Here is a 24535-nt window from a genome sequence, read left to right as displayed (position 1 = left end):
GTGGCACCACATCGACGTGGACGCGGAAGGGAGCCTGCGGTGCACGCACTCGACTGGACGATGGTCTGCGCGTACTTCGCGCTGATGATCGTGATCGGCTGGTGGTCGCACAAGAGAGTCAGCGACGTGAAGGACTTCTTCACCGCCGGCGGCCGGATGCCGTGGTGGCTGGCCGGCATCTCGCACCACATGTCCGGCTACAGCGCCGTGCTCTTCGTCGCGTACGCGGGCGTGGCGTACACCAGCGGCGTCACCGTCTACTTCTGGGGATTCGCCAGCATCGGCATCGGCGTGGGCATCGGCAGCTGGCTGTTCGCCGCCCGCTGGAACCGGTTGCGCTCGAAGCTCGGCGTCGCGTCGCCGCTGGAGTACCTGGCCAAGCGGTACAACGTGCCGACGCAGCAGGCGCTGGCCTGGAGCGGCAGCCTGCTGAAGATCTTCGACATCGCGGCCAAGTGGTTCGCCGTCGCGACCCTGCTGCACGTCTTCGCCGGGCTGGACTACAACCTCGGCATCCTCATCACCGGCGCGGTCACCCTGGTCTACTGCACCATCGGCGGCCTGTGGGCCGACGCGCTCACCGACTTCGGCCAGTTCGTCATCCAGGCCATCGCCGCCGTCGTGATGATCGTGGTCGTCCTCGGCAAGCTGGGCGGGATCTCCGCGCTCTGGACAATGTGGGACAAGCTGCCCGAAGGCCACGTCGACCCGGTCACGTCCAAGTACACCACCATCTTCCTGCTCGTCTACGTGCTGGTGAAGACGCTGGAGTACAACGGAGGCATGTGGAACCTGGCGCAGCGGTACATGGCCGCGCCGACCACCCAGGAGGCGAAGCGGGGTGCGCGGCTCTCGTCGGCGCTGTACCTGTTGTGGCCGCTGGTGCTGATGTTCCCGATGTTCGCGGCGCCGCTGCTCATCCCGGGTGTCAAGGACCCGACGCAGTCCTACGCGATCATGACGACGACGTTCCTGCCGCCGGGCCTGATCGGCCTGGTGCTGGCCGGCATCTTCTCGCACACCATGGCGATGGTTTCCTCCGACGCCAACGCGATCTCCGCGGTCATCACCCGCGACATGATCCCGGCGATGTTCCGCCGCACCCGGCAGTGGACCGATGTCCAGGGCCTCAAGGCCGCGCGGATCACCACCGTGATCTTCGTCGCGCTGACCATGCTGGTGGCCACCCAGGCGCAGAACCTCGGCGGCGTGCTGCAGATCGTCGTCAACTGGGTCGCCGCGCTGATGGGCCCGATCTCGATCCCGCTGCTGCTGGGCATGCTGCCGTGGTTCCGCAAGTGCGGCCCGCGCGCGGCGCTGATCTCCTGGGCGGGCGGCCTGATCGACTACGCGCTGGTGTACTACGTCTTCAAGGCGAACCAGACCGTGCTGGTCGCGACGCCGATCCTGGTCTCGCTCGCGCTCTACGTCGGTCTCGGGCTGCTCGCCCCCGAGCGCAGCGCGGCCGCCGATGAGATCGTCGACACCGTGAACACCGCCGACGGCGACGACGTCGACCGCACGCAGGAAGGCACGACCGTGCCCGCCTGACGCAGGCCACACCCGGCCGAACCCGAAAAAGGAACGAGAGAGCAAAAACTGATGGCACAGAACGAGATCGAGCTGGACGGCCTGCTGGCGTTCCCCCTCACCCCGTTCACCGAAGACCTCGAGGTCAACCTCGACGCGCTCGCGGAGAACGTGGAGAGCCACATCGCGGCGGGCGCCGGTGCGCTGTTCGTCGCGTGCGGCACCGGCGAGTTCAGCTCGCTCTCGCCCGCCGAGGTCGCCTCGGTGCTCGCCCGGGCCCGGGAGGTGGCCGCCGGCCGCGTCCCGGTCTGGGTGGGCGCCGGGGGCGGTGCGGCGGCCGCGCGGGCCGGGATCGCGGCGGCCGGGGAGGGCGGCGCGGACGGCGTCCTCCTGCTGCCGCCGTACCTGGTCACCGGGCCGTCTTCGGGGCTGGTGGACTTCGTCCGCTACGCCGTCGGCGACTCGTCCGTGCCGGTCATCGTCTACCACCGCGGCACCGGCGTGTACACCGCGCCGGCGGCGGCTTCCCTGCTGGACATCCCGTCGGTGGTCGGCCTCAAGGACGGCTACGGCGACGTCGAGTGCATGACCCGGATCGTCACCGCGATCCGGTCGCTGGACACCGAGCGGTCGCGGAACTTCCTGTTCTTCAACGGGTTGCCGACCGCGGAGGTCTCGGCCAAGGCGTACGCCGCGATCGGCGTCGCCCGGTACTCCTCGGCGGTGCACTGCTTCGCCCCGGAGATCGCCCACCGCTTCCACCGCGCGCTCGGCGAGGGTGACACGCGGGTGATGGACGCCCTGCTCACCGGGTTCTACCTGCCGCTGGTGGCGCTGCGGGACGAGACGCCCGGCTTCGCCGTCTCGCTGGTCAAGGCCGCCGCCCGGCTGCGCGGCGACAAGGTCGGCCCGGTGCGGCCGCCGCTGGTCGAGCCGACGCCGGAGCAGATCCACCGGCTCGAGAAGGTCGTGGAGGACGGCTTCGTGACCCTGAAGGGGCTCGGCTGATGCAGATCCTCGACGTGGTGCTGACCCCGGTCGCGTTCGCCGATCCGCCGCTGCTCAACGTCATGGGCGTGCACGAGCCGTTCGCGCTGCGCAGCGTCGTGCAGGTCAAGTGCGAAGACGGAATCGTCGGGCTCGGCGAATCCTACGGCGACGAAGCGTTCCTCGGCGAGGTGCGCAAGGTGCTGCCGCGGCTGCGCGGCCACGACGTGTTCGACCTGCCCGGCCTGCAGCGGCTGGTCGCGGAGGCGCTGTCGGACACGGTGCTGACCGACGCGCACGGCCTGATCGGCGGGTTCTCCATCCGCAAGACCATCGCGAGCGTGTACTCGCTGTTCGAGGTCGCCTGCCTGGACGCGCAGGGGCACTACCTGGGCCGTCCGGTGACCGACCTGCTCGGCGGCAAGGCCCGCGACGCCGTCGAGTTCTCCGCCTACCTGTTCTACAAGTACGGCAAGCACGTCGACGGCCGCGAGGACACCTGGGGCGAGATCACCACGCCCGAGACGCTGGTCGGCTCGGCGAAGCGGATGATCGACGAGTACGGCTTCCGCTCGATCAAGCTCAAGGGCGGTGTCTACGAGCCCGCGCAGGAGGTCGACGGCGTCCGCGCCCTGGCCGAGGCGTTTCCCGGGCACCCGCTGCGGATCGACCCGAACGGCGCCTGGACCGTCGAGACGGGTATCCGGGTGGCTCGCGAGCTCGACGGTGTCCTGGAGTACCTGGAGGACCCGACGCCGGGCATCGAGGGCATGGCGCAGGTCGCGGCCGAAGCTTCGATGCCCCTGGCCACCAACATGTGCGTGGTGAACCACGGTGACATCGAGCCGGGGTTCCGGGCGCGGGCGATCGGCGTGCTGCTGTCCGACCACCACTTCTGGGGCGGGTTGCGCGCCACGCAGGCGTTGTCGGTGACGTGCGAGAGCTTCGGCGTCGGCCTGTCGATGCACTCCAACAGCCACCTCGGGATCAGCCTGGCCGCCATGGTGCAGGTCGCCGCGGCGACACCGCACCTGACCTACGCGTGCGACACGCACTGGCCGTGGAAGGTCGAGGACGTCATCGAGCCCGGTGTGCTGGAGTTCCGCGAAGGTGCCGTCGCGGTGCCCACGACTCCCGGGCTCGGGATCACCCTCGACGAGGACGCGCTGGCCCGCCTGCACGAGAACTACGTCCGATGTGGACTGAAGAAACGGGACGACGTGACCTACATGCGCCGGTACGTACCCGGGTTCGAGCCGAACACGGCGAGGTGGTGAGCCGGTGAAGGTGACGGGATACGCCTACCCGTGGGACGTTCTGGAATCCGGTTTCGCCGCGCGGGTCCAGGCGCTCGGCGTGGACGAAGTGGCCGTGGCGCTGTCGTACCACAGCGCACGGGCGGCGACGCCCTGGTCGCCGTCCCGGACGGCCGTCGTGGCGCGGCACGCGGCGTTCTACCGCCCGGTGGCCGACGGGTGGGGCGGGCTGCGTCCGTCCACTCCGGACTGGGTGGCGGGGCCGGATTCCGGGGGTGACGCCGTCCGGCTGCTCAACGAGGCCGGGATCCCGGCCGCCGCGTGGATCGTCCTGACCCACAACTCCCAGCTGGGCTACGAGCACCCGGACGTCGTCGTCCGCAACTGCTTCGGCGAGAGCTATCCGTGGGCGCTGTGCCCTTCGCGGCCCGAGGTGCGCGAGTACGCCGCTGCCGTGGTCGCGAATTCGGTCGCCGGGCTGGAGCTGGCGTCGGTGATCCTCGAGGCGTGCGGCCCGCTCGGCGCGGTGCACCAGCACCAGCACGAGAAGACCGACGGCGTGTGGGCGCCCGCGGTGGCGCGGCTGCTGTCGATCTGCTGCTGCGACGCCTGCGCCGCTGCGTGGGACATCGATGCGGAGACCGTCCGGGCCCAGCTCGTCGAGGAGGTCCGGCGGCTGATCGCCACCGGTGACCTCGGGATCACCGGTGACCGGTTGCCGCCGGAGCTGACCCAGATGCTGCTGCGGGTCCGGCAGCGGGCGACCGACGACCTGCGAACGGCGGTTTTGACCGCGCTGCCGCCGGGCATCCGGATCGTGCTGCACGGCGCCCTGGACCCGTGGGTCACCGGCGCGCTGCCCGGGTTGACGCCGTCGGCGCCCGACGACGTCGACGCGGTCGTATTGTTCGGGTGGGCCCCCGCCACGGGTGCCGAGGCCGTCGCGGCGGCCCGGGAGGCCCTGCCCGAACGGGTCGCGATCGGCAGTTACATCACGGCGGTCGCCGCCGCGCCGGTGCCGGACATCGCCGCGTACGTCGGCGAGCTGGCCAAGGCGGGGGCCGCCGAGCTGCACCTGTACCACCTCGGCTTGGCCGGTCCGGGTCGCTGGCCCGACCTGGAAACGGCCACCGCCGCCGCCCATGAGAACTGAGGAGCTGTACCCCACATGAGCCAGGCCACTGACGCCGCCACGCTCGAGAAGATCCTGGCGGGAGCCGCGGAAGCCGCTCGTCCCGCCGCCGAAGCCACCCCGGCCGAACGCGCCGGCTGGCTGACCGCCGTCGCCGACGCCCTCGACGCCGCCGCGGGCGAACTGGTCCCGCTGGCGCACGCCGAGACGCACCTGCCCGAGACGCCGCGGCTGGCCGGCGAGCTGAAGCGCACGACCTTCCAGCTGCGCCTGTTCGCCGAGGTCCTCGCGGACGGCGAATACCTCGGGGCCACCGTCGACCACGCCGACCCGGACTGGCCGATGGGCCCGCGCCCGGACATCCGCCGCGTCAAGACGGCGATCGGGCCGGTGCTGGTGTTCGCGGCGAGCAACTTCCCGTTCGCGTTCAGCGTCGCGGGCGGGGACACGGCGTCCGCGCTGGCCGCGGGCTGCCCGGTGGTCCTCAAGGCCCACCCCGGTCACCCGGAGCTGTCCGCGCAGACCGGGTCGGTCGTGCGGGAGGCGCTGATCAAGGCGGGCGCGCCCGCGGCGCTGTTCAACGTGATCTTCGGCCAGGAGGAGGGCGTCACGGCGCTGAAGGACCCGCGGATCGCGGCGGCGTCCTTCACCGGCTCGATCCCCGGCGGCCGGGCGCTGTTCGACATCGCGAACGCGCGGCCGCGGCCGATCCCGTTCTACGGCGAGCTGGGCAGCGTCAACCCGGTCGTGGTCACCGAGGCCGCGATCGCCGCGCGCGGGGAGGCCGTGGCGAAGGGGTACGCCGGGTCGTTCACCCTGGGCGCCGGCCAGTTCTGCACCAAGCCGGGCCTGCTGTTCCTGCCGGAGGACCACGGCCTGACCGACACGCTGCGGGCGGCGCTTTCCGGGGCGGTCGCCCAGCCGATGCTGAACGACCGCATCGCTGCCGGGTACGCCTCGCGGTTGTCCGAGCTGCGGAAGGTCCCGGGTGTGGAGGTCGTGTCTTCGGCGGATTCCCCGTTCACCCCGACCCTTCTGGCGACGACGGGCAAGCAGTTCCTCGAGGGCGGTGACACCGTGCACGAGGAGTGTTTCGGGCCGGCGTCCCTGATCGTCACGTACGCCGACCAGGCCGAGCTGCTGCGCCTGCTGGAGGTGCTCGAACCGGGGCTCACCGCCACCATTCACGGCGAAGAGTCCGATGTGGACTGGCTGCGGCCGGTGCTGCCGTCACTGGCCCGCATCGCCGGCCGGCTGCTGTGGAACGACTGGCCCACCGGCGTGACGGTGAGCTGGGCCCAGCAGCACGGCGGCCCGTACCCGGCCACCACGGCCCCGACGACGACTTCGGTCGGAACCGCGGCGATCGAGCGGTTCCTGCGCCCGATCGCCTGGCAGGGCTTCCCGGACGCGTTGTTGCCCGAACCCCTGCAGGAGGCGAACCCCTGGCAGCTGCCCCGCCGCACCGACGGCACCCGCTGATCGACTGACCCGCGGGGGCGCCCCCCGGTTTCCACACTACCGGCGGGCACCGACAGTTGCCGGCGCCACTGCTCCTCTCGGGGCGCCGCCGCTCCTCGGGCCGCCGGGCCCGCGGGGGCGCCTCCCGGTTCCAGATTACCGTTCGGCACCGACAGTTTCCGGCGCCACCGACCTCGCGCCACCGTCCCGACCTCACCGATCGCAAGCACCGGACCCGCGGGGGCGCCCCCTGGTTCCACTCTATCGCTCGGCACCAACAGTTTCCGGTGCCGAGAGCCGAAGACGTCACCCTCAGGACCACCAAACCCCGAGGGCGACCCGAAAAACCGACTCCGCCGCCGCACAACCGAAATTCCCCCGTAAGCCGAGGATGTCTTCTTGGGAGGCATTGCCATGCCCGTGAACCGGAGAAATGCCCTGCGCGGCGGTGCCCTGGCGGCCGCTTCCACCGTGCTCCTGACCCGACCGGCCTTCGCCGCGAGCGGTGCCACCGCACCCGCGGCCGCACCCGGGAGCGCGGTGCCCGCCGCGACCGCGCCCATCGTCGCCGCCTACCGGCAGCTGCAGACCGGCATCCACCGGCCGTCGCCGGAACGCGCCGAAGCCCTGGCCAACCTCGGCCGCGTCGCCAAGGCCTACAACGCCAGCCTGTCCGTGGCCGGCGGCGGTGCTCCACTGTGGACGGACCTGCCGCTCGTCCCGGGCAGTGACTACACTACGTCGATGTACGCGCGGCTGCGTGCGATCGCCGTCGACTGGGGCACGCCGGGCGGGGCACTGTCGGGTGACCCGGTCGTGCTCGACCGCATCAAGGCGGCCCTGGAACTCATCTACACCAGCCAGTACAACGAGAACGTCGGCGAGCTCGGCAACTGGTACACCTACGAAATCGGCATCCCGTACTACCTGCTGCACACGTTGTCGGTGGTCGCCGACCACCTGACCGCCGAGCAGCTCGCGCGGTACCTCAAGCCGGTCAAGCGGTTCGTCGGCAACCCGAACCTGCGCGCCAACAACACGTCCGTGGTCGAAACCGGCGCCAACCGCGCGGACAAGGCGCTCATCTCGATCGTGGCGGGCGCGCTGCTCGGCGACACCGCTTGGATCAGGACCGGCATCGACGCGCTCACCGACGTCGCCGGCGGGGGCGCGGCGAGCGTCGTCGCGAAGCTGGACCGCGCGGCGGGCGACGGCTTCCACGTCGACGGCTCCTTCATCCAGCACGACACCATCCCGTACCCCGGGCACTACGGCATCGTGCTGCTGACCGCGCTCGCCGGCGCCATCCACGTCACGCAGGGCACCGAGTACGCGCTACCGCAGCCGCTGAAGGACAAGATCTACGCGCTGGTCGCGGACAGCTTCGCGCCGTTCGTCTACGCGGGCGCGCTGATGGAGCCGGTGCGCGGGCGGATGCTGTCGCGCCAGGGCGAAACCGGTCACGACATCGGCCACCAGCTCACCGTCGCGACGCTGGTGCTGGCCCGGACGGCGGCCGGCAAGACGAAGACCGACCTCAACGCCCTCGCCGCGAAGTGGCTCAAGGAAGGCACGTACGCGCCGTTCCTCAAGATCCCGGACCCCGAACGGTTCGCGCCCGGCCCGGACCTGGTGGCGACGCCGGGCATCGAGTTCGCGCAGGACATGCTGGCGTCGGGCGCGCGGCCGGCCCGGGTCGAGGCCACCCACCGCATCTTCGGCCAGCAGGACCGGCTGGTGCACGTCACCGAAGGGTGGTCGGCGTCGCTGGGGGTCAGCTCGACGCGGATTTCGCGCTACGAAGCCATCAACGGCCAGAACCTCAAGGGCTACCACGTCGGCGACGGCGTGCTCTACACGTTCCTGCCGAACGCCAAGGGCCACTACACCGACGCCTACTGGCCGACGGTCGACCCGCTGCTGCTGCCCGGCACGACCGAGCACGACGGCCCGGTCGACCCCAAGTTCGGCGGGGTGCCGGTCGGCCCGAACGCGCACACGGGCGGCGTCCGCTGGGACGCGCGCCACGGCGCTTACGCGTTCGACTTCAGGAACTGGGACGGCTCGCTGGTCGCGAAGAAGTCGTGGTTCTTCACCCCGGCCGGGATCGTCTGCCTGGGCGCCGGGATCACCGGCACGTCGTCCGCCGCGGTCCGCACGACGATCGAGAACCGCAACCTCGGCGAGGGCGGCCGCGGCGTGCTGCTGGCCGACGGCCGTCGGGTGGCCACCGACCTCGGCAAAGCTTCGGTGCTGCGGCGACCGCGCTGGGCGCACCTGGAGAACGTCGGCGGGTACGTGCTCCTCGACGACGCTTCGGTGACGGCGTTGCGCGAAGACCGGACGGGTGCGTGGCGCGACATCGACACGGGCGCCAACACCAAGGGCACCACGACGCCGAACACGCGCCGGTACCAGAAGCTCGTCCTGGAGCACGGGGTGAAGCCGACGGACGCGAAGTACGCGTACGCGGTACTGCCGGGGGCTTCGGTGATCGACACGCTGACCGCGTCCTGGGCGTGGCGGGTGCTGGCGAACACCCCGGTGGTGCAGGCGATCCGGGTAATCGGCGGCACGGTGCTGGCGAACTTCTTCGCCGCGGGCTCGGCCGGCGACGTCACCGTGTCGGGCCCGGCGTCGGTCGCGGTCGGCCGTTGCGGAGCACGGACCCAGCTCGCGGTGTCGGATCCGACGCAGCTGCAGGACAGCGTCACGGTCACGGTCCGCGGCCGGTCGGTCGAAGTGCCGTTGAAGGGCACCTTCGGCGCCACGAAGGTGGTCGCGTTGTAGGCAGGCTTCCCGCCGGGCCGGTGCCCCGACCCGGTCCGGCGGGGTCCCCACCTCCGTTAGGCTGCCGGGCATGACTGTCGCCGAGCACGTGGACGTCCTGATCGTGGGCGCCGGCCTGTCCGGCGTCGGCGCGGCCTGCCGGCTCCAGGAACGCTTGCCGGGCAAGACGTACGTCGTGCTCGAGGCGCGTGACACGATCGGCGGAACCTGGGACCTCTTCCGGTACCCGGGCATCCGGTCGGATTCGGACATGTTCACCCTCGGCTACCCGTTCCGGCCGTGGAAGGACCCGAAGGCGATCGCCGACGGACCGTCGATCCTGAGCTACATCCGTTCGACGGCCGAGACGTTCGGCGTGACCCGGCACATCCGCTTCGGTCACCGGGTCACGCAGGCGTCCTGGTCGTCACCGGACGCGCGGTGGACGGTCTCGACCGCGCACGGCGCGACGTTCACCTGCCGCTTCCTGTACCTGTGCAGTGGTTACTACTCCTACGAGTCGGGGCACGTCGTCGACTTCCCGGGCCGGGACGAGTTCGCCGGCGAGATCGTGCACCCGCAGCACTGGCCCGATTCGCTGGACTACACGGACAAGCGGGTCGTGGTGATCGGCAGTGGCGCGACGGCGGTGACGCTGGTCCCCGCGCTCGCCGCACGCGCTTCGCACGTGACGATGCTGCAGCGGTCGCCGTCGTACATCGTGGCGCGGCCGGGCCGGGACGCGCTCGCCGACCGGATCCGCGCGCGCCTGCCGGAGAAACTGGCGCACCGCGTGGTCCGCGGCAAGAACGTCGTGCTGGGTACGGTGTTCTTCCAGCTGATGCGGCGGCTGCCGCGCCGGGCGGCGCTGGTGCTGCGCAAGCGCGTGGCGGCGCAGCTGCCGGCGTCGATCCCGGTGGATCCGCACTTCGTGCCCTCGTACGACCCGTGGGACCAGCGGCTGTGCCTGGTGCCGGACGCCGACCTGTTCCAGGCGTTGCGGTCCGGCAAGGCGGACATCGTGACGGACCGGATCACGCGGTTCACGCCGTCCGGCGTGGCGCTGGAATCGGGCCGCTCGCTCCCGGCGGACGTCATCGTGACGGCGACGGGTCTGCGCCTGGTGGCGTTCGGCGGGATTTCGCTGACGGTCGACGGCCGGGAGCTCGACCCGGGGGAGCAGCGCGCGTACAAGGGCACGATGTTCGGCGGCGTGCCGAACCTGGCGTGGTGCGTGGGGTACACGAACAGCTCGTGGACGCTGCGGGCGGATCTGGCGTCGCAGTACGTCTGCCGCCTGCTGGCGTACCTGGACCGCACCGGCTACGCGTTCTGCGTGCCGGACGCGACCTCGGCGGCGGGCGCGGGCCGGCCGCGGCCGATCGTGGACCTGCAGTCCGGGTACATCAAGCGGGCCGCCGCGGGCCTGCCGAAGCAGGGCGGGCGGCGGCCCTGGATGATGCGCCAGAATTACCTGCTGGACCTGGCGGACATGCGGTTCAGCCGCGTGGACGACGGCGTGCTGCGGTTCGGCCGCGCGGAGGACCGGGCAACCGCGGCGGGCTGAGGCTCAGCTCTCGCGTTCGCGCAGCAGGCGGCGGACGGCGTCCCGGTCGCCGTCGACCGTGACCTGGCCCTTTTCGATGGCGTCGTCGAGGTGGTCCGGCCGGTCGAGCAGGGCGTTCAGCGTCGCCGGATCGGTCCGGATCGTGGCGTCCGGGGCGCCGGGTTCGCCCGGTTCGACCGTCAGGCGGCCCGGCTCGGTGCGGACCGTCCACACGCGAGGGTCGAGTTCGACGCGGTAGCAGGCGGTGCCGCGCGGGCGGGCGGATCCGCGGAGGAACAGCAGCACGGACGTGACGTTCAGCGACGCGGGCGGGGGACGCGGGACGCGCGCGCCCCACGCGCCCAGCGCCAGGAGGACCGGTTCCAGCTCGCGACCCCACTCGGTGAGCTCGTAGACGGCCGACGCGGCCGGCGGCGGCAGCTTCCGGCGCGCGACGACGCCGTGGTTTTCGAGCTCGCGGAGCCGGTCGGTGACCAGGTTCGAGCTGGCGCCCGGCAGCGCGCGGCGGACGTCGGAGAACCGCTGCGGCCCGAGCAGCAGCTCGCGCACCACGAGCAGGGCCCAGCGTTCCCCCACGACGTCCAGCGCGCGGGCGATCGTGCAGGCGTCCCCGTAGCTGCGGCTCGTCGGCATGGTCTGACTGTACAAGTACGTAGTTGTTTTTAACAACTGCCAGCGCGTACGGTGGGCCGCGTTCGGACGTCGAGAGGAAGGAACGGTCATGGGCCGACCGGTCGTGCACTTCGAGATCATCGGCACCGACCCGGCGCGCCTGCGCGGGTACTACGGCGAGCTGTTCGGCTGGCGGTTCGACACGTCCGGCCCGGTGTCGGACCAGGTGTCGGAGCCGGGCGAGTACGGGTTCGTGCAGCCGGACGGCATCCCGGGCGGCGTCGGCGGCGGCGCGGGCCACGAGAGCCACGTGGTGTTCTACGTGGGAGTCCCGGACGTCGCGGCGGCGCTGGCGGAGGCCGAACGCCTCGGCGGCACCCGCCGGATGGGCCCGGACCGCGCCCCGGGGCGGGACCTGGTGGTCGCCCACTTCATCGACCCGGAGGGGAACCTGGTCGGCCTGGCAGGTCCGGCCTGATCAGCCGGAGGGGCCTCGAGTGCTGCTGAGGGTGCGCCAAGGGACGTCACACGTGATCAGGAAGCCATCACGCGTGATTGAAGGGACATCACGCGTGATTGAAGGGGCATCACGCGTGATTGAAGGGGCATCACGCGTGATTGAAGGGGCATCACGCGTGATTGAAGGGGCATCACGGTGATGCCCCTCCAATCACGGGTGGGCCCCGGAACCGCGTGGGTTCCGGGGCCTGGGTGCGTCTGTCGCGCGTCAGCCCTGGCGGGCCTTCGAGCGCGGGTTGTCCTTGTTGATCACCAGCACCTTCGTCCCCCGGCGGATGACCTGGGCACCCGGCTGGCGGGCGAGCGAGCGGATCGAGCTGCGGACCTTCATGGCGAGCCGTCCTTCCTGCGGGAGCTGCGTCCCACGTCCTCTTCAACCGGCCGCCGGTCAGTTTCATTCCGCAACTCAGCTGCTCGCGCGAGCCACCCAGCTCTGCAGGTCGTCGCCGCGGATGGCCGCGGCCATCAGGTCCGGGAACTGGTCCGGGGTGCACGCGAAGGCCGGGATGCCCAGCTCGGCCAGGGCTGCCGCGTTCTCGTGGTCGTACGAGGGCGCGCCCGAGTCCGACAGGGCCAGGAGCGTCACCACCTGGACCCCCGCGCCGGCCAGCTCGGCCATCCGGTGCAGCAGTTCCTCTTCGTCGCCGCCCTCGTAGAGGTCGCTGATCAGCACCAGCAGCGTCCGCTCCGGGCGCTCGACCAGACTCTGGCAGTACGCGATCGCCCGGTTGATGTCCGTGCCGCCGCCCAGCTGGGTGCCGAACAGGACGTCGACCGGGTCGGCGAGGTGCTCGGTGAGGTCCGCGACCTCCGTGTCGAACGCCACGAACGAGGTCTTCAGCGCCCGCATCGACGCCAGTACCGCGCCGAACAGCCCCGAGTACACCACCGACTCCGCCATCGAGCCCGACTGGTCGACGGCCAGAACCACGTCCCGCTGCACCGCCTGCTGCCGCCGCCCGAAGCCGATCAGCTTCTCCGGGACGATCGTGCGCAGGTCGGGGGAGTAGTGCTTGAGGTTCGCGTGGATCGTGCGCGCCCAGTCGACGTCACCCGGCCGCGGCCGGTGCGTGCGCGACGCCTTGTCCAGCGCGCCCCGGATCGCCGCGCGGGTGCGCTCGGCGAGCCGCTCCTCCAGCTCGGTGACGACCTTGCGGACGACCTCGCGCGCGGTCTCCTTGGTCTCCTCCGGCAGCACGCCGTTCAGCGACAGCAGCGTGCCGACCAGGTGGACGTCCGGCTCGACCGCCGACAGCAGCTCCTTTTCCAGCAGCATCCGGGTGAGCCCGAGCCGGTCGACCGCGTCGCGCTGCATCACCTGGACGACGGTGCTGGGGAAGTAGCGGCGGATGTCGCCCAGCCAGCGCGCGACCCGCGGCGCGGAGGCGCCCAGGTTCGCACTGCGCGGGCCGCCCGTGGCTTCTTCGTCGGGTTTGTCGTAGAGGGCGGCCAAAACCGCGTCCACGCCACTGTCCTCATCGGACAGTTGTGCGTCCTCGAGCCCGGTCCCGGGCCCGGCGCCATCGCCGCCCAGCACCAGCCGCCAGCGCCGTACCCGGTCGGGCGCGGTGTCGATTGCCGCCTCCGCGGGAGGGAGTCCGTCGGCGGTGCTCATGCTCCCACCCCCAAGAGCGTCGCCAGGACCGGCAGCACGCGCTCGGCCCGGTCCTCGTCCAGTTCGTCGGCCACCGGCACCGCCCGCGCGGCACCGGTGAGCCCGGCCGCGCGCTGCCCGATCGCCCGCTTCTCGGGCCCGCTGAACGCGCCGAACGTGCGGCGCAGCAACGGAAGCACCTCGGTGAAGACGTCGGCGGGGATCGCCGCCAGCCACGCGTCGATCACCCGCAGCAGGCCCTCGTCGTGCACCAGCAGCAGTGCGCCGCCGTCGAAGAAGCCCTCGACGTACGCCGCGCCCGCCGACGGGACGACGCCCGGCGTGAGCGCCCGGCCCAGCCGCAGTTCGACGTCGAGCGCGTCGAACAGCCCGGCGTCGTGCAGGATCCGGGTGAGCCGCCCGGCCAGCAGCGGGGGCAGCGACGGCCGTTCCGCCAGCCGGGCCAGCGCCGCCAGCCAGCGGTCCTTCGGCTCGTCGCCCAGCAGGGAGGTCGCGTCGTGCACGCCGTCGACCAGCTTGGCCAGCCGAGCCGCGGCGTCGTCGTCGATGCCGTGGGCGGCCGGAGGCAGGCCGGCGCAGATCCGGTCCAGCATCCGGTCGGCGACCGCGCGCAGCGCGGCGGTGTCGGTGCCGCGGACGTTCCCGTACCGCGTCGCCCTGGCCAGCGCGGGCAGCGCGGACATCAGCCGCGCGACGTCCGCGTCCGCCGCCGCCCGGGCGTCCAGGGCCGCGAGCGCCTCCGGCAACGCCTCGGGCAGGTCGGCGAGCAGGCAGTTCTCGACCGCCGTGGTGACCTCGTCCAACGGTGGGGTGCCCTCGACGGTGGCGCGCACCGCGGCCGTGGCCGCCGACGGCACGGTGGTGCCGTACACCGCCGCCGCGACCAGGTCGACCTCGAACGACGGCTCCCAGGCCAGCGCCCACGTCTCGCGGAAGGTGCCCTTGTTCCGCCGCGCCGACGCCTCCCGACTGCCCCATTCGATGCCGAGGATCCGCAGCCGGTGCAGCAGCTTCGACCGGTCGAGCCCGCCCGGCGTCCGCAGATCGAGGTCCAGCTCCTTGACGACCGGGTCCTTCTTGAGCCGCAGGCGTTTCGCCGTCGCGGTCAGGTCCGCGGCCAGCGGTGGCTGCGGGACCCGGTCGGGCACCTCGCCGAGCCGCTCGCCGACCACCAGCCGCCGCGTGACCAGCTCGACCTGCACCTCGTCGCCGCCGCACAGCACCGATCGGGTGGCTTCGATGACCTCGGCGAGCCCGGCCGACGAGCGGCCCCGCAGCGTCGCGAGGGTTTCGGCGAGGCGGACCGCCTCGATGACGTGCGCGGTCGAGACCGGCAGGTCCTCTTCCCGCAGCACGGCGGCGACCTGGGTCAGCCAGCGCGTGGTGACGTCGTCGGCCGTCGTGAAGAGGTGGTGGTACCAGCCCGGCGACCGGACGCCCGCGCCGTAACCGCTGGCCGTGGCGAGCCGCCCGTGCGTCCACGGCACCCAGGTGCAGGCGACCTTCCGCTTCGGCAGTCCTTTGAGGACGGCCTGGTCGTGCGACGCCGGCGGCAGCGGGTCCGCCAGCGCGGGCACGTGCCAGGCGCCGCAGACGACGACGATGTTCTCGAAGCCGTCCTTGCGGGTGCGGCGCAGCACCGACCGCATGTACGCCTCGCGGCGGGCTTCGTTGCCCTGCGGCGGCTTTTCGTCCTCCCGCACCGCCGTCATCGCCTCGGCGATCACCTCGAACGGGCTCTCGGCGGCCCGCCGCGACTCGACCACGTCGTCCCACCAGCGTTCCGGGTCGTCGTAACCGCCGGCCGAGGCCAGCAGGGCCAAGGGGTCGACCGGCGGGCCGGTGTGCTCGTCCGGCGGCGCCGCGAACGTGTGCGCGGCCGGCAGGTCGCAGAACCGCACCGGGATCCCGGCCTCACGGGCGTAGGTGAGGGCCTGCCACTCCGGGCTGAAGACGGCGAACGGCCAGAACGCGGCGCGCGAGACGTCGTCGGTCGCGTACGCCAGCAGCGCGACCGGGGGCTGCATCGCCGGGTCTTCGGTCAGCTCGACCAGGGCGTCGGCTTCGGGCGGCCCTTCGATCAGCACGACGTCGGGTTCGAGCTCGGCGAGCCGCCTTGCCACGGCCCGGGCGGACCCCGGGCCGTGGTGGCGGATGCCGAGCAGGTGGGTGGCCGTCACGAGATTTCCTGGCCCGCCCGGTAGAAGTCGGCCCAGCCGTCGCGCTCGCGCACCACGGTCTCGAGGTACTCGAGCCAGATCGCGCGGTCGGCCACCGGGTCCTTGACCACCGCGCCGTGGATGCCCGCCGCGATGTCGTGCGGGCGCAGCACGCCGTCGCCGAAGTGGGCGGCCAGGGCGAGCCCGCCGGTGAGCACGCTGATCGCCTCCGCGGTCGACAGCGTGCCGGACGGCGACTTCACCGCCGTGCGGCCGTCTTCGGTGCGGCCCGAGCGCAGCTCGCGGAAGACGGTGACGACCCGGCGGATCTCGGCCAGCTCGGCGGCTTCCGCGGGCAGCTGCAGCGAGGCGCCCAGCTCGGCGACCCGCCTGCTGACGATCTCCACTTCGGCCTCGGCGCTGTCCGGCAGGGGCAGCACGACCGTGTTGAACCGCCGCCGCAGCGCGCTCGACAGCTCGTTGACGCCCTTGTCGCGGTTGTTCGCCGTCGCGATCAGGTTGAAGCCGGGCCGCGCCTGCACCTCGGTGCCCAGCTCCGGGATCGGCAGCGTCTTCTCCGAGAGGATGGTGATCAGCGAGTCCTGGACGTCGGCCGGGATGCGGGTCAGCTCCTCGAGCCGGGCGAGTTTGCCGTCCCGCATCGCGCGCAGCACCGGGCTTTCGACGAGCGCGGCGGCGCTCGGGCCTTCGGCGATCAGCCGGGCGTAGTTCCAGCCGTAGCGGATCGACTCCTCGGACGTGCCCGCGGTGCCCTGCACCAGCAGCGTCGAATCCCCGCTGATGGCGGCGGAGAGGTGTTCCGAGACCCACGTCTTCGCCGTACCGGGCACGCCGAGCAGCAGCAGGGCGCGGTCGGTGGCCAGGGTGGCGACGGCGACCTCGATCAGCCGCCGCGGGCCGACGTACTTGGGCGTGATCACGGTGCCGTCGGGCAGGGTGCCGCCGAGCAGGTACTCGACGACGGCCCACGGCGAGAGGTTCCAGTTCGGCGGCTTGGCCCGCTCGTCGGCGGCGGCCAGCGCGGCCAGCTCGGCGGCGTGGTCCTGTTCGGCGTGCGGCCGGAGGACGGTGGGGGCGGTCATGCGAGCTCCTCGTACATTTCGCGGCGGAAGTTCAGCGTTTCGGTGAGCGCCCGGCGCCACGGCCCGGCGTCCATGGTCAGCCGGGTGGTGGCGAGCGGGTGGCGCAGGCACTGCGGCGGGACCGCGCGGGCGATCACGACGGCGGCGTGCGAGACCAGCCGGTGGTCGTCCTGGCGGGCGATCCAGTCGAGCAGCGCGGTGCCGAGCTCCTTCGTCCACGGCCGGGGCAGTTCGTGCACCAGCCGGGCGAAGGATTCGACGGGCAGCCGGCCGATCAGGTGCCCGACCGTGGTGGCCTGGCTGGCCGGGCTCAGCACCCCGAGCAGGGGTGGCGTGGTGCGGCCGCCGGGGTCGGCGCCGATGAGCGCCTGCGCCCAGGTTTCGTCGCGCTGCCGCAGGGCCGCGGTGGCCCAGGAGTCCCGCAGGACGGCGGCCGGGCAGCCTTCGACGGTCATCCGCACGACCTCGGCCGGCGGGCCGAACTCGGCCCAGAAGGACAGGGGCGCGGCGGCGACGAGCGTGCGCAGCCGGACCGTGCCGTCGCCGCGTTCGCCGGGCGGCAGGGCGATGATGAGGACGCGGTTGCGGCGGTGGACCAGGGGCCGCAGCCGTTCGGCCATGCTTTCGCCGTAGCGCGTGCCGGGCAGCCGGCCGAGCAGCTCGGCGGCCTGTTCGCGCACGGCGGCGGCGCGGTCGGTGAGCGCGGCTTCGAGGAAGGCTTCGTCTTGGGGGCGCACGTGCCCGGCGAGCACGCCGAGGAAGTCGGCCCGGACGTCGGCGGGTTCGCTCTTCCAGGAGGCGGCGAGGGCTTCCCGGGCGGCCTCGGGGTCTTCGGCGAGTTTGCCGGCGAGCCAGCGGCGGCGCTGGGCGAGGCTGCCGTACTGCCAGACGTCACCGGACTCTTCCGCGGGTGCGGAGAGGAAGGCCCAGTCGGGGTTCCGCTGCCCGAGCCAGGCCCCGACCGGCCCGGCCACGGCGACCAGCGGTCCCCGCAGAGCGGCCTTGGTGCGCGCGGCTTCGGCGAGCAGCGGCAGGGTTTCGGGCGGGACGCGGTACTCGGTGCCGGCGACGATGCCGAGCCACTCGAGCAGCAGATCGGGGTGACTGGCGGCGAGCAGCCGCCCGAGCCGTTCCCGCGCGAGCGGCGGCACGAAGGGGCGTTCGTCGGCGGCGGCGACGGGGAGTGGCCGGACGTCGTGCAGTGGCTGCCGCCCGGCCCGCCGGTAGGTGGCGAGCACGGCCGCGGCGGCGAGCAACTGCTCGGCGGGTTCGGTCCGGTCGGCGATCAGGTCCCGGACGGCGGGGGGCTGGGCCGCGGGGTCGAGGGTGCGCCGCCGGGTGCCGAGGAGGGCGGTGCCGACGAGATCTTCCCAGGCTTTCACGGCTTCACCGCCTTTCGGAGGGGGTCGGTGGGGCAAGGAACAACGGCTCGGGCCGAGTCGAGCGCGGGTTGGTGGGGTGGAGTTGCGGCCTCCGTGGGCGGGGTGGCCGGGTGAGTGGGCTGTGTCGGGTTGGCGCGCGGCTCGGCGGCCGCGCTGGGGCGGCGGCGCGCGGCTCGGTGGAGCGCGCTCGCGGTTTTCGCCGGTCGCGAGTCGAGGGTGCCGAGCGCGGGTGCGCGCTGCCCGGCCGGAAGGCCGAGCGCGGTCGGGCGGGCGGAGAACTTCACAGCCGCACCGCCCGGCCCTCGTGCCAGCACGTCAGCGGACGCAGGCCCGCCGGGCTCCACTCTCCCGCCACCGTCAGCGGGCGGCCCGCCGACAGGGCCAGCAGTGACCACGGGAACGCGTACGGGACCAGCGGCATCGCCGTTCCGTCCTTTTCGGACAGACACCAGCCGCTCGCGTGCTCCGCCGGGGTCACTCCCGACAGCAGCACCGGCCAGCGCTCCAGCCACGGGTCCGCCGCCATCGCCTGGGAAAACGCCGCCAACGCCTCCGGTATCGAGCCGCCCTCGGCCGAGGGGGCCGCCAACGGGATGCCGCGCTCCGCCACCAGGGCCCGCAGCGGGGCCGCGCCCGGGTAGAACGCCAGCTCCGCCGTCAACCGGTGGCCCGGTGGCAACGACCCATCCAGGGGACGGCCCGGTGGCGCGAACGACAGCACCAGCGCGTCCCGGCCCGTGCCGAGGCCGCGCAGCCACGTGCGGCGGGTGAGCAGCCGGTCGTTCTCGTCGTCCGCCGCGCCCGTGATCAGCCAGTCGTCCGCGACGCGTTCGCCGCTCTCCAGCACGCGGGCTGTTTCCACCGAGAATCCCAGGCGCGTGCGGACCGTCTCCGCCAGCGCGGGCGGCAGTGAATCCAGGCGGGTGGCCGCGTCCGCGAGCAAGTACAGCTGGGACAGCTCGGCCAGCAGCGCCTCCGGCCAGTCGCGGCGGCCGACGACGCCGGCTGCCCGCCGCAGGCCGCCCGCGAGGCCCGGCGCCTGGGCGTCGACCATCCGGGCGGCCACCGTGCGCAGTTCCTCGTCGCCGTTGCGCTCGAAGCCCGCGAACCCCGCCCCGATCCGGTCGGTGAGCCACACCTTCAGCTCCGCGACGCCGCCTTCGACGCGGGCCACCCGCTCGGAAGCGCGTCGCGCGGCCGCCTCCTCGTCCTTCGGGCCGGCCGCCTCCGCGCGCTTCTCGGCGCGACGGGCTCGATCGGCTCGTTCGGCCAGCCACGTGTGCACCCATTCGGGCGCCTCGGCCGGGGAAACCCGCCCGGCCGACCACAGCAGCATCAGCCCCAGCGCGTGCTTGCACGGGAACTTCCGGCTGGGACAGGAACACCGGAACGCGGGCTCGGCGAGCTCGACGCACGTCTGGTACGGCTTCTTGCCCCTGCCCTGGCAGAAGCCCCACACGGCGTCTTCGGACGCACCCGCGCCCGACCACTTCGCCGGCGTGGCGAGCGCCCGGCCCGCCTTCTCCGAAGCGGGATCCGGCGCCAGCCCGGCCACGCGTTCCGCGGTCCACGGCACCGCCGTCACCACCTGTCCCCCCACTGTTCTCCCTCGCTTTCCGGTTCGAGGTGAAGCATGCCAGCACCCACCGACATTTTTCGGGGGGCTCGGGTGGCGGAGCCCCCGACCTGGGGCGAAGCCCCGGATATCACCGACGATTTCCGGCAGGCGGCTATTCTAGTGCTAGAGTATGCCCGTGCTGACCGACGCGGAGCTGACGGTGCTGGGCCTGGTGGCCGAGCGGCCGAGGCACGGCTACGAGCTGGACGAGGTCGTCTCCGAGCGCGGCATGCGCGACTGGACGGCGCTCGGCTTCAGCTCGATCTACTACGTCCTGGGCAAGCTGCGCGACCGCGGTCTGGTCGCCGAGGTCGAGGGGGAGCGCGCGCACGCCAAGGCCAAGAAGACTTTCACGGCCACCGAAGCGGGCCGCGCGGCGTGTGCGGCGGCCGCCGAAGCGGCCATCGCGGAGCTGCGGCCGATGCACCAGCCGGTGCTGGTGGGGCTGGCCAACACCCCGGCCATCCCACCCGAACGGCTGACGGCGGCGCTGGCCCGGCGCGCCGAAGCGGTCGCGCAACGGCTGGCCGAGGTCCGGCAGGCCGCCGCGGCACAGGACCACGCCCCGCCGTTCGTCCGGGCGATTTTCGACTACTCCATCGCGCAGCTCGAGGCGGAAGCCCGGTGGCTGGAAGGGATGAGCTGATGCCGTACGACATCAAGAAGGAACTGAAGGAGCTCTACGCTCCGAAGAACCGCGACTGGGCGTTGCTCGACGTGCCCGAGCAGCGGTTCCTCGCCATCGACGGCCGCGGCAACCCGAACACGGCGGAGAGCCACAAGAAGGCCGTCGAAGCGCTCTACGCCTTCGCGTACACGATCAAGTTTTCGGCGAAGCAGCGCGGTGAGGACTTCGTCGTGGGCCCGTTGGAAGGGCTGTGGTGGGCGGACGACTACACGGCGTTCACCGTGCGCGCCAAGGACTCCTGGCAGTGGACGATGCTGATCGCGCAGCCGCCCTGGATCGGGGAGGACGCGGTCGAGGAAGCCCGGGAAACCGTGTGGCGCAAGAAGAAGATCGATGCGCCCGTCCGGTTCGAGAAGCTGCACGAGGGCCGGTGCGCGCAGGCGCTGCACGTCGGCTCGTACGACGACGAAGGCCCGCTGCTCGCCCGCCTGCACGACGAATACGTTGCGGAGCAAGGCTTGAAGCTCACCGGCCTGCACCACGAGGTCTACCTCGGCGATCCGCGGCGGACCGAGCCGGCGAAGCTCAAGACCGTGCTGCGTCAGCCGGTCGGCTGATCCAGCTCGGCCAGGCCGCGTTCCCACCGCGCGCGGCGTTGGGCGGACGACTGCTCCCACCAGGGCTCACCGCGCTCGCCCAACGCCACCTTCGCTACTTGGGTGCGCGCGCGGTCCTGCACGCGCCGGGCCGCCATCAGGTGCTTCTGCAGGCGGTCGCGGACGTCGTCGGGGATTTCGGGGTCCGTCGCGCGCCAGCGGCGGCCCTTCACGACGATGTACCGGCCGTCCGGCGTGTGTTCGGGCATCAGTACTCGCTGGTCGCCGGCCAGGTGTCGTCGTGGAGGAGCCGCTTGAGGATCTTGCCCGTCGCGTTCCGCGGCAGGTCCGGCACGAAGTACACGTCCCGTGGCACCGCGAACCGGGCCAGGCGGTGGTGGATGTACTGGCGGATGTCCTCCGCGTGCAGCGATGCGCCCCGGCGCGGGACGACGTACGCCGCCAGGCGCTGGCCCCATTCCGCGTCCGCCACGCCGACCACCGCGGCGTCGTGCACGCCCGGCAGCGCGACCAGTGCCTCCTCCACCGGGCGCGGGAACACGTTCTCGCCGCCCGAGACGATCATCTCGTCGGCCCGGCCGGTGACGAACAGCCGGCCCGCCGCGTCCAGGTAACCGACGTCACCGCTGGCCATCATGTCCGCCGCGCGGGCCGGGTCGGTGCCGCTCGTGTAGCCCTCGAACAGCATGTCGTTGCCGACGAAGATCTGGCCTTCGCCCCCCGGGGGTACCGGCTTGCGGTCCTCGTCCAGGATCGCCAGCCGGGTGCCGAGCGGGCAGCGGCCGGCCGTCGTCGGGGCCGCGCGCAGGTCGGCCGGGTCCGCGATGCTCGCCCAGGACACTTCGGTCGAGCCGTAGAAGTTGTAGAGGACGTCGCCGAAGGTGTCCATGAACGACGTCACGAACGACCCGGACATCGCCGAGCCGCTGCTGGCCACGATCCGCAGCGACGACAGGTCGTAGCGCGAGCGGATCCGCTCGGGCAGGTCCATGATCCGCTGCAGCATGATCGGCACGGCGAACAGCGCGTCGCACTTCTGCTCGGCGATCGTCCGCAACGTCTCTTCGGCGTCGAACTTGCGGATCAGCGCGAGCGACGCCCGCAGCGCCATGCCGATCTGCATCGCGGCGAGGCCCCACGTGTGGAACAGCGGCGCCGCCACCAGCAGCCGGTCGCCGGCGCGCAGCGGGATCCGGTCGAGGATCGCCGCGGCCGTGCCCAGCCCCTTCGGCGTGGGACGGCGGGCGCCCTTCGGCGTCCCGGTGGTGCCGGAGGTCAGCACGATCAGCCGGCCCGGCCGCTCGACCGGCTTCGGGCGGTCGGCGGGGGCGGCGGCGATCAGCTCGTCGACGGTCGGGTAACCGGCGTCGGCGTCCGGCCAGGTGCTGATCCGCGCGAAGTCGCCGGGCACGTTCGCGATGGTCTGCGCGAACTCGTCGTCGGCCAGCACGGCGGACGGCCGGTGCTCGGCCAGGACGTCCTTGACCGAGGCGGCGGACAGGCCGGTGTTCAGCAGGATGACGTCGGCACCCAGCTTGCTGGCGGCGACGAACGACTCGATCATCGCGGCGTGGTTGCGGCACATCAGCGCGATCCGGTCGCGCTCGACGACGCCGAGTTCGCTCAACGCGTTGGCGAGGCGGTCGCTGCGCTCCTGGACCTGGCGGAAGGTGCGGAGGCTGCGCTCGTCGTGCAGGGCGGGCTCGTCCGGGACGCGGGCCGCCGCGGCCTGGTAGCCGCCCGCGACCGTGGCGCCCCACTGCGCGAGGGAGTTCAGCTGGCGCGCCAGCTTGTCCGGCCGCCCGGCGCTGAGCACGCCGGCGCGCAGCAGGATGCTCGTGGTGCGCAGCTTGGTGGCCTTGTTGGCTTCGGCGTCGGCGTCCGGGTCGGCTTCCCCGGCCAGGTGCAGGTCGAGGCGCCGGGCGAGGGCACGGACGTCCTTCTTGATCGACGAGACCAGGTCCAGGTGCGCCGGCGGCAGCATCATCCGCACGAACAGTTCGGTCTTCCCGCCGGCCAGCGGTCTCAGTTCCAGGGAGACCCAGGTGCCCTCGTCCGGGACCCCGCACCACACGACGTGCTCGCCCGGCCGGTGGACCACGGCCTGCATCTGCGTCTCGAGCATCGGTCCCCGCGCGGGGACGATCCGGATCGCGCCCTTCGGGCCGCGCCCGCGCGCGGCCGGCTCCTGGATCTCGCACCAGCTGATCTCCGGCACGAACCGCGAGTACCACTCCGGCGATCCGACGATCTGCCAGACCACGTCCGGCGGGTGCCCGACCACGGCACTCGCTTCGACCACATCGTCACGCATTGTCTGCCCTCACCGAAGTGTCACCGAACGCACGTTCAGGTCACGGAGGCGTCACAATAGCAGCAAACGGGTGATTAAGGATACTCCGAACGGCCAGATACCGGCGGGTAACGGACACTGCGAGTGGGCCTGCGAAGAGTCCATTGTAGATCCATCAATGGCGTTCACCAGGCCCGGCGACGCCGAAGTCGTTCGACGTGGTCGACGACGGAGTTGCGCGGGGCGCGTCGCCGTCCGGGGCGAAGCCGGGCCGCCGAATGGGGCATTCGCGACAAAAAGGCGCGAAGTGTGGCGGCAGCGGATGATCACTTTCCGTAGCGGTCAACCAGCTCGGCGCCCAGCCGGGCCAGCTCCGCTCGCACCGACTCGGGGCCCTCCACCTCGACCAGCGCGCCCCAGCCCGCGAGCTCCTGGGCGATCATGACCGGCGCCGGCGCCGCGACCCGCGCGCGAACCCGGTCGCCGGGCAGTTCGGCGAGCAGCTCGCAGTGCCGGCCGAACCGGTCGCGGAGCACCCCGAAGTACCGCCGGTCGAGCACGACGACCGCGCCGAGCAGCGAGCGGCGCTGCTCCACCTCCTCGACGACCTCCCGCCACACCGCCGCGAGTTCGAGGTCCGACGGGCGGTCCGCGGGCTCGCCGGTCGGGGTGGCCGAGACGATCCGGTCGACGCGGAACGTGCGACGCCCCTTCGCCGTTCCCGCGACCAGGTACCAGACGTCGTCCTTGTCGACCAGGCCCCACGGGTCCACGAGCCGCTCGGAGCGCTCGCGCCCGGCGTAGGCGAGGCGGACCCGGCGCCGCGCGATGACGGCGTCCCGCAGCAGCGAGACCATCGGCGGCTGTTCCTTCGGGTGCTCACCCCAGCCCGCCTGGTCGACGACGACCGCGTCCGCCGCCGCCTCGGCGTCCGCGCGGAACGTGCCCGGCAGCGCGCCCATCAGCTTCCGCAGCGCGGACTTGACCTCCGGCGCGCCCGCCGCGGCCGGACCGGCCAGGAGGAAGAGCGCCTGCGCCTCGCGCGCGCTCAGGCCGGAGAGGTCGGTGCGCGCGCCGCCGACGAGCTGCCAGCCCCCGCCGCGCCCCGGCTGCGGGTAGACCGGCACCCCGGCGGCCGAGAGCGCTTCGAGGTCACGGCGGGCCGTGGCGACGGACACTTCCAGCTCGCTCGCCAGTTCGGCCGCCGTGACGCGGCCGCGGGTCTGCATCAGCAGGAGGGTGGCCACGAGGCGGTCGGCGCGCACGGGCCAAGTGTGGCAAACAAAG

General features: G+C 72.5%; 20 protein-coding genes. 10 read left to right on the top strand and 10 right to left on the bottom strand.

Annotation, left to right across the window (positions count from 1 at the left end; genetic code table 11):
• Positions 1-39: 39 nt before the first annotated feature.
• The 7 genes from ACLJOU_RS34900 (at position 40) to ACLJOU_RS34870 (ending at position 10702) form a co-directional block, all read left to right on the top strand.
• The gene (locus ACLJOU_RS34900) at positions 40-1551 is read left to right on the top strand and encodes a sodium:solute symporter family protein (protein WP_410573520.1); all 1512 of its coding nucleotides are present in this window, start codon (positions 40-42) and stop codon (positions 1549-1551) included.
• A 51-nt stretch (positions 1552-1602) separates the two neighbouring features.
• Positions 1603-2538, top strand: coding sequence for a 5-dehydro-4-deoxyglucarate dehydratase (locus ACLJOU_RS34895; protein ID WP_410573519.1), 936 nt, complete (start codon positions 1603-1605; stop codon positions 2536-2538).
• Positions 2538-3794, top strand: coding sequence for a glucarate dehydratase family protein (locus ACLJOU_RS34890; RefSeq protein ID WP_410573518.1), 1257 nt, complete (start codon positions 2538-2540; stop codon positions 3792-3794). The genes ACLJOU_RS34895 and ACLJOU_RS34890 overlap by 1 nt, the downstream gene beginning before the upstream one ends.
• 4 nt (positions 3795-3798) lie before the next feature.
• Positions 3799-4926, top strand: coding sequence for a hypothetical protein (locus ACLJOU_RS34885; protein WP_410573517.1), 1128 nt, complete (start codon positions 3799-3801; stop codon positions 4924-4926).
• A 15-nt stretch (positions 4927-4941) separates the two neighbouring features.
• Complete coding sequence (locus tag ACLJOU_RS34880; RefSeq protein ID WP_410573516.1) at positions 4942-6387, top strand: aldehyde dehydrogenase (NADP(+)); 1446 nt, start codon at positions 4942-4944, stop codon at positions 6385-6387.
• Between the two features lie 393 nt (positions 6388-6780).
• Positions 6781-9156, top strand: coding sequence for a polysaccharide lyase 8 family protein (locus tag ACLJOU_RS34875; RefSeq protein WP_410573515.1), 2376 nt, complete (start codon positions 6781-6783; stop codon positions 9154-9156).
• Positions 9157-9226: 70 nt separating this feature from the next.
• Positions 9227-10702, top strand: a complete 1476-nt coding sequence (locus tag ACLJOU_RS34870; RefSeq protein WP_410573514.1) for a flavin-containing monooxygenase — start codon at positions 9227-9229, stop codon at positions 10700-10702.
• A gap of 3 nt (positions 10703-10705) precedes the next feature.
• Here ACLJOU_RS34870 and ACLJOU_RS34865 read toward each other — a convergent pair whose 3' ends face one another.
• Positions 10706-11335, bottom strand: coding sequence for a winged helix-turn-helix transcriptional regulator (locus ACLJOU_RS34865; protein ID WP_410573513.1), 630 nt, complete (start codon positions 11333-11335; stop codon positions 10706-10708).
• Between the two features lie 88 nt (positions 11336-11423).
• Between ACLJOU_RS34865 and ACLJOU_RS34860 the strand changes: the two genes are divergently transcribed.
• Positions 11424-11792: a VOC family protein gene (locus tag ACLJOU_RS34860; RefSeq protein WP_410573512.1), complete on the top strand. Its 369-nt coding sequence runs from the start codon at positions 11424-11426 to the stop codon at positions 11790-11792.
• Positions 11793-12041: 249 nt separating this feature from the next.
• Here ACLJOU_RS34860 and ACLJOU_RS34855 read toward each other — a convergent pair whose 3' ends face one another.
• From ACLJOU_RS34855 to ACLJOU_RS34830, 6 genes are all read right to left on the bottom strand, one after another.
• Positions 12042-12164: a 50S ribosomal protein L36 gene (locus ACLJOU_RS34855; protein WP_410573511.1), complete on the bottom strand. Its 123-nt coding sequence runs from the start codon at positions 12162-12164 to the stop codon at positions 12042-12044.
• Between the two features lie 75 nt (positions 12165-12239).
• Positions 12240-13448 (bottom strand): VWA domain-containing protein, encoded by a 1209-nt coding sequence (locus ACLJOU_RS34850; RefSeq protein WP_410573510.1) that lies wholly within the window; start codon positions 13446-13448, stop codon positions 12240-12242.
• Complete coding sequence (locus ACLJOU_RS34845; protein ID WP_410573509.1) at positions 13445-15628, bottom strand: DUF5682 family protein; 2184 nt, start codon at positions 15626-15628, stop codon at positions 13445-13447. Before ACLJOU_RS34845 ends, ACLJOU_RS34850 begins: the two co-directional genes overlap by 4 nt.
• Positions 15625-16710, bottom strand: coding sequence for an ATP-binding protein (locus ACLJOU_RS34840; RefSeq protein WP_410573508.1), 1086 nt, complete (start codon positions 16708-16710; stop codon positions 15625-15627). Before ACLJOU_RS34840 ends, ACLJOU_RS34845 begins: the two co-directional genes overlap by 4 nt.
• Positions 16707-18092, bottom strand: coding sequence for a DUF5691 domain-containing protein (locus ACLJOU_RS34835; RefSeq protein ID WP_410573507.1), 1386 nt, complete (start codon positions 18090-18092; stop codon positions 16707-16709). Before ACLJOU_RS34835 ends, ACLJOU_RS34840 begins: the two co-directional genes overlap by 4 nt.
• Positions 18093-18372: 280 nt before the next feature.
• Entirely contained in the window at positions 18373-19680 is a 1308-nt protein-coding gene (locus ACLJOU_RS34830; RefSeq protein WP_410573575.1) for an SWIM zinc finger family protein, read from the bottom strand.
• A 166-nt stretch (positions 19681-19846) separates the two neighbouring features.
• On the opposite strand from ACLJOU_RS34830, the gene ACLJOU_RS34825 reads away from it, so the two are divergent.
• A complete protein-coding gene (locus tag ACLJOU_RS34825; RefSeq protein WP_410573506.1) occupies positions 19847-20356 on the top strand; it encodes a PadR family transcriptional regulator in 510 nt (169 codons plus the stop codon).
• Positions 20356-20955, top strand: coding sequence for a GyrI-like domain-containing protein (locus ACLJOU_RS34820; RefSeq protein ID WP_410573505.1), 600 nt, complete (start codon positions 20356-20358; stop codon positions 20953-20955). The genes ACLJOU_RS34825 and ACLJOU_RS34820 overlap by 1 nt, the downstream gene beginning before the upstream one ends.
• On the opposite strand, the gene ACLJOU_RS34815 is transcribed toward ACLJOU_RS34820, so the two are convergent.
• The 3 genes from ACLJOU_RS34815 to ACLJOU_RS34805 all read right to left on the bottom strand — a co-directional run bounded on the left by ACLJOU_RS34815 (position 20940) and on the right by ACLJOU_RS34805 (position 24513).
• Positions 20940-21203, bottom strand: coding sequence for a hypothetical protein (locus ACLJOU_RS34815; RefSeq protein WP_410573504.1), 264 nt, complete (start codon positions 21201-21203; stop codon positions 20940-20942). The genes ACLJOU_RS34820 and ACLJOU_RS34815 overlap by 16 nt on opposite strands.
• Positions 21203-23269 carry an AMP-binding protein gene (locus ACLJOU_RS34810; RefSeq protein ID WP_410573503.1) on the bottom strand — a complete coding sequence of 689 codons (2067 nt, stop codon included), beginning with the start codon at positions 23267-23269 and terminating at the stop codon, positions 21203-21205. The genes ACLJOU_RS34815 and ACLJOU_RS34810 overlap by 1 nt, the downstream gene beginning before the upstream one ends.
• Positions 23270-23574: 305 nt before the next feature.
• Positions 23575-24513 (bottom strand): helix-turn-helix transcriptional regulator, encoded by a 939-nt coding sequence (locus ACLJOU_RS34805; protein WP_410573502.1) that lies wholly within the window; start codon positions 24511-24513, stop codon positions 23575-23577.
• Positions 24514-24535 lie beyond the last annotated feature (22 nt).

The sequence above is a fragment of the Amycolatopsis sp. cmx-4-61 genome, from assembly GCF_046548775.1.
In the GTDB taxonomy this organism is placed as follows: Bacteria; Actinomycetota; Actinomycetes; order Mycobacteriales; family Pseudonocardiaceae; genus Amycolatopsis.
This window is presented reverse-complemented; position numbering and strand designations above follow the sequence as displayed.

Bases quoted from the DNA above. Each gene is read 5' to 3' on its own strand.
- ACLJOU_RS34860 (WP_410573512.1), top strand. From the start codon at position 11,424: ATGGGCCGACCGGTCGTGCACTTCGAGATCATCGGCACCGACCCGGCG.
- ACLJOU_RS34850 (WP_410573510.1), bottom strand. From the start codon at position 13,448: ATGAGCACCGCCGACGGACTCCCTCCCGCGGAGGCGGCAATCGACACC.
- ACLJOU_RS34880 (WP_410573516.1), top strand. From the start codon at position 4,942: ATGAGCCAGGCCACTGACGCCGCCACGCTCGAGAAGATCCTGGCGGGA.
- ACLJOU_RS34815 (WP_410573504.1), bottom strand. From the start codon at position 21,203: ATGCCCGAACACACGCCGGACGGCCGGTACATCGTCGTGAAGGGCCGC.
- ACLJOU_RS34820 (WP_410573505.1), top strand. From the start codon at position 20,356: ATGCCGTACGACATCAAGAAGGAACTGAAGGAGCTCTACGCTCCGAAG.
- ACLJOU_RS34865 (WP_410573513.1), bottom strand. From the start codon at position 11,335: ATGCCGACGAGCCGCAGCTACGGGGACGCCTGCACGATCGCCCGCGCG.
- ACLJOU_RS34840 (WP_410573508.1), bottom strand. From the start codon at position 16,710: ATGACCGCCCCCACCGTCCTCCGGCCGCACGCCGAACAGGACCACGCC.
- ACLJOU_RS34890 (WP_410573518.1), top strand. From the start codon at position 2,538: ATGCAGATCCTCGACGTGGTGCTGACCCCGGTCGCGTTCGCCGATCCG.
- ACLJOU_RS34810 (WP_410573503.1), bottom strand. From the start codon at position 23,269: ATGCGTGACGATGTGGTCGAAGCGAGTGCCGTGGTCGGGCACCCGCCG.
- ACLJOU_RS34875 (WP_410573515.1), top strand. From the start codon at position 6,781: ATGCCCGTGAACCGGAGAAATGCCCTGCGCGGCGGTGCCCTGGCGGCC.
- ACLJOU_RS34895 (WP_410573519.1), top strand. From the start codon at position 1,603: ATGGCACAGAACGAGATCGAGCTGGACGGCCTGCTGGCGTTCCCCCTC.
- ACLJOU_RS34870 (WP_410573514.1), top strand. From the start codon at position 9,227: ATGACTGTCGCCGAGCACGTGGACGTCCTGATCGTGGGCGCCGGCCTG.
- ACLJOU_RS34855 (WP_410573511.1), bottom strand. From the start codon at position 12,164: ATGAAGGTCCGCAGCTCGATCCGCTCGCTCGCCCGCCAGCCGGGTGCC.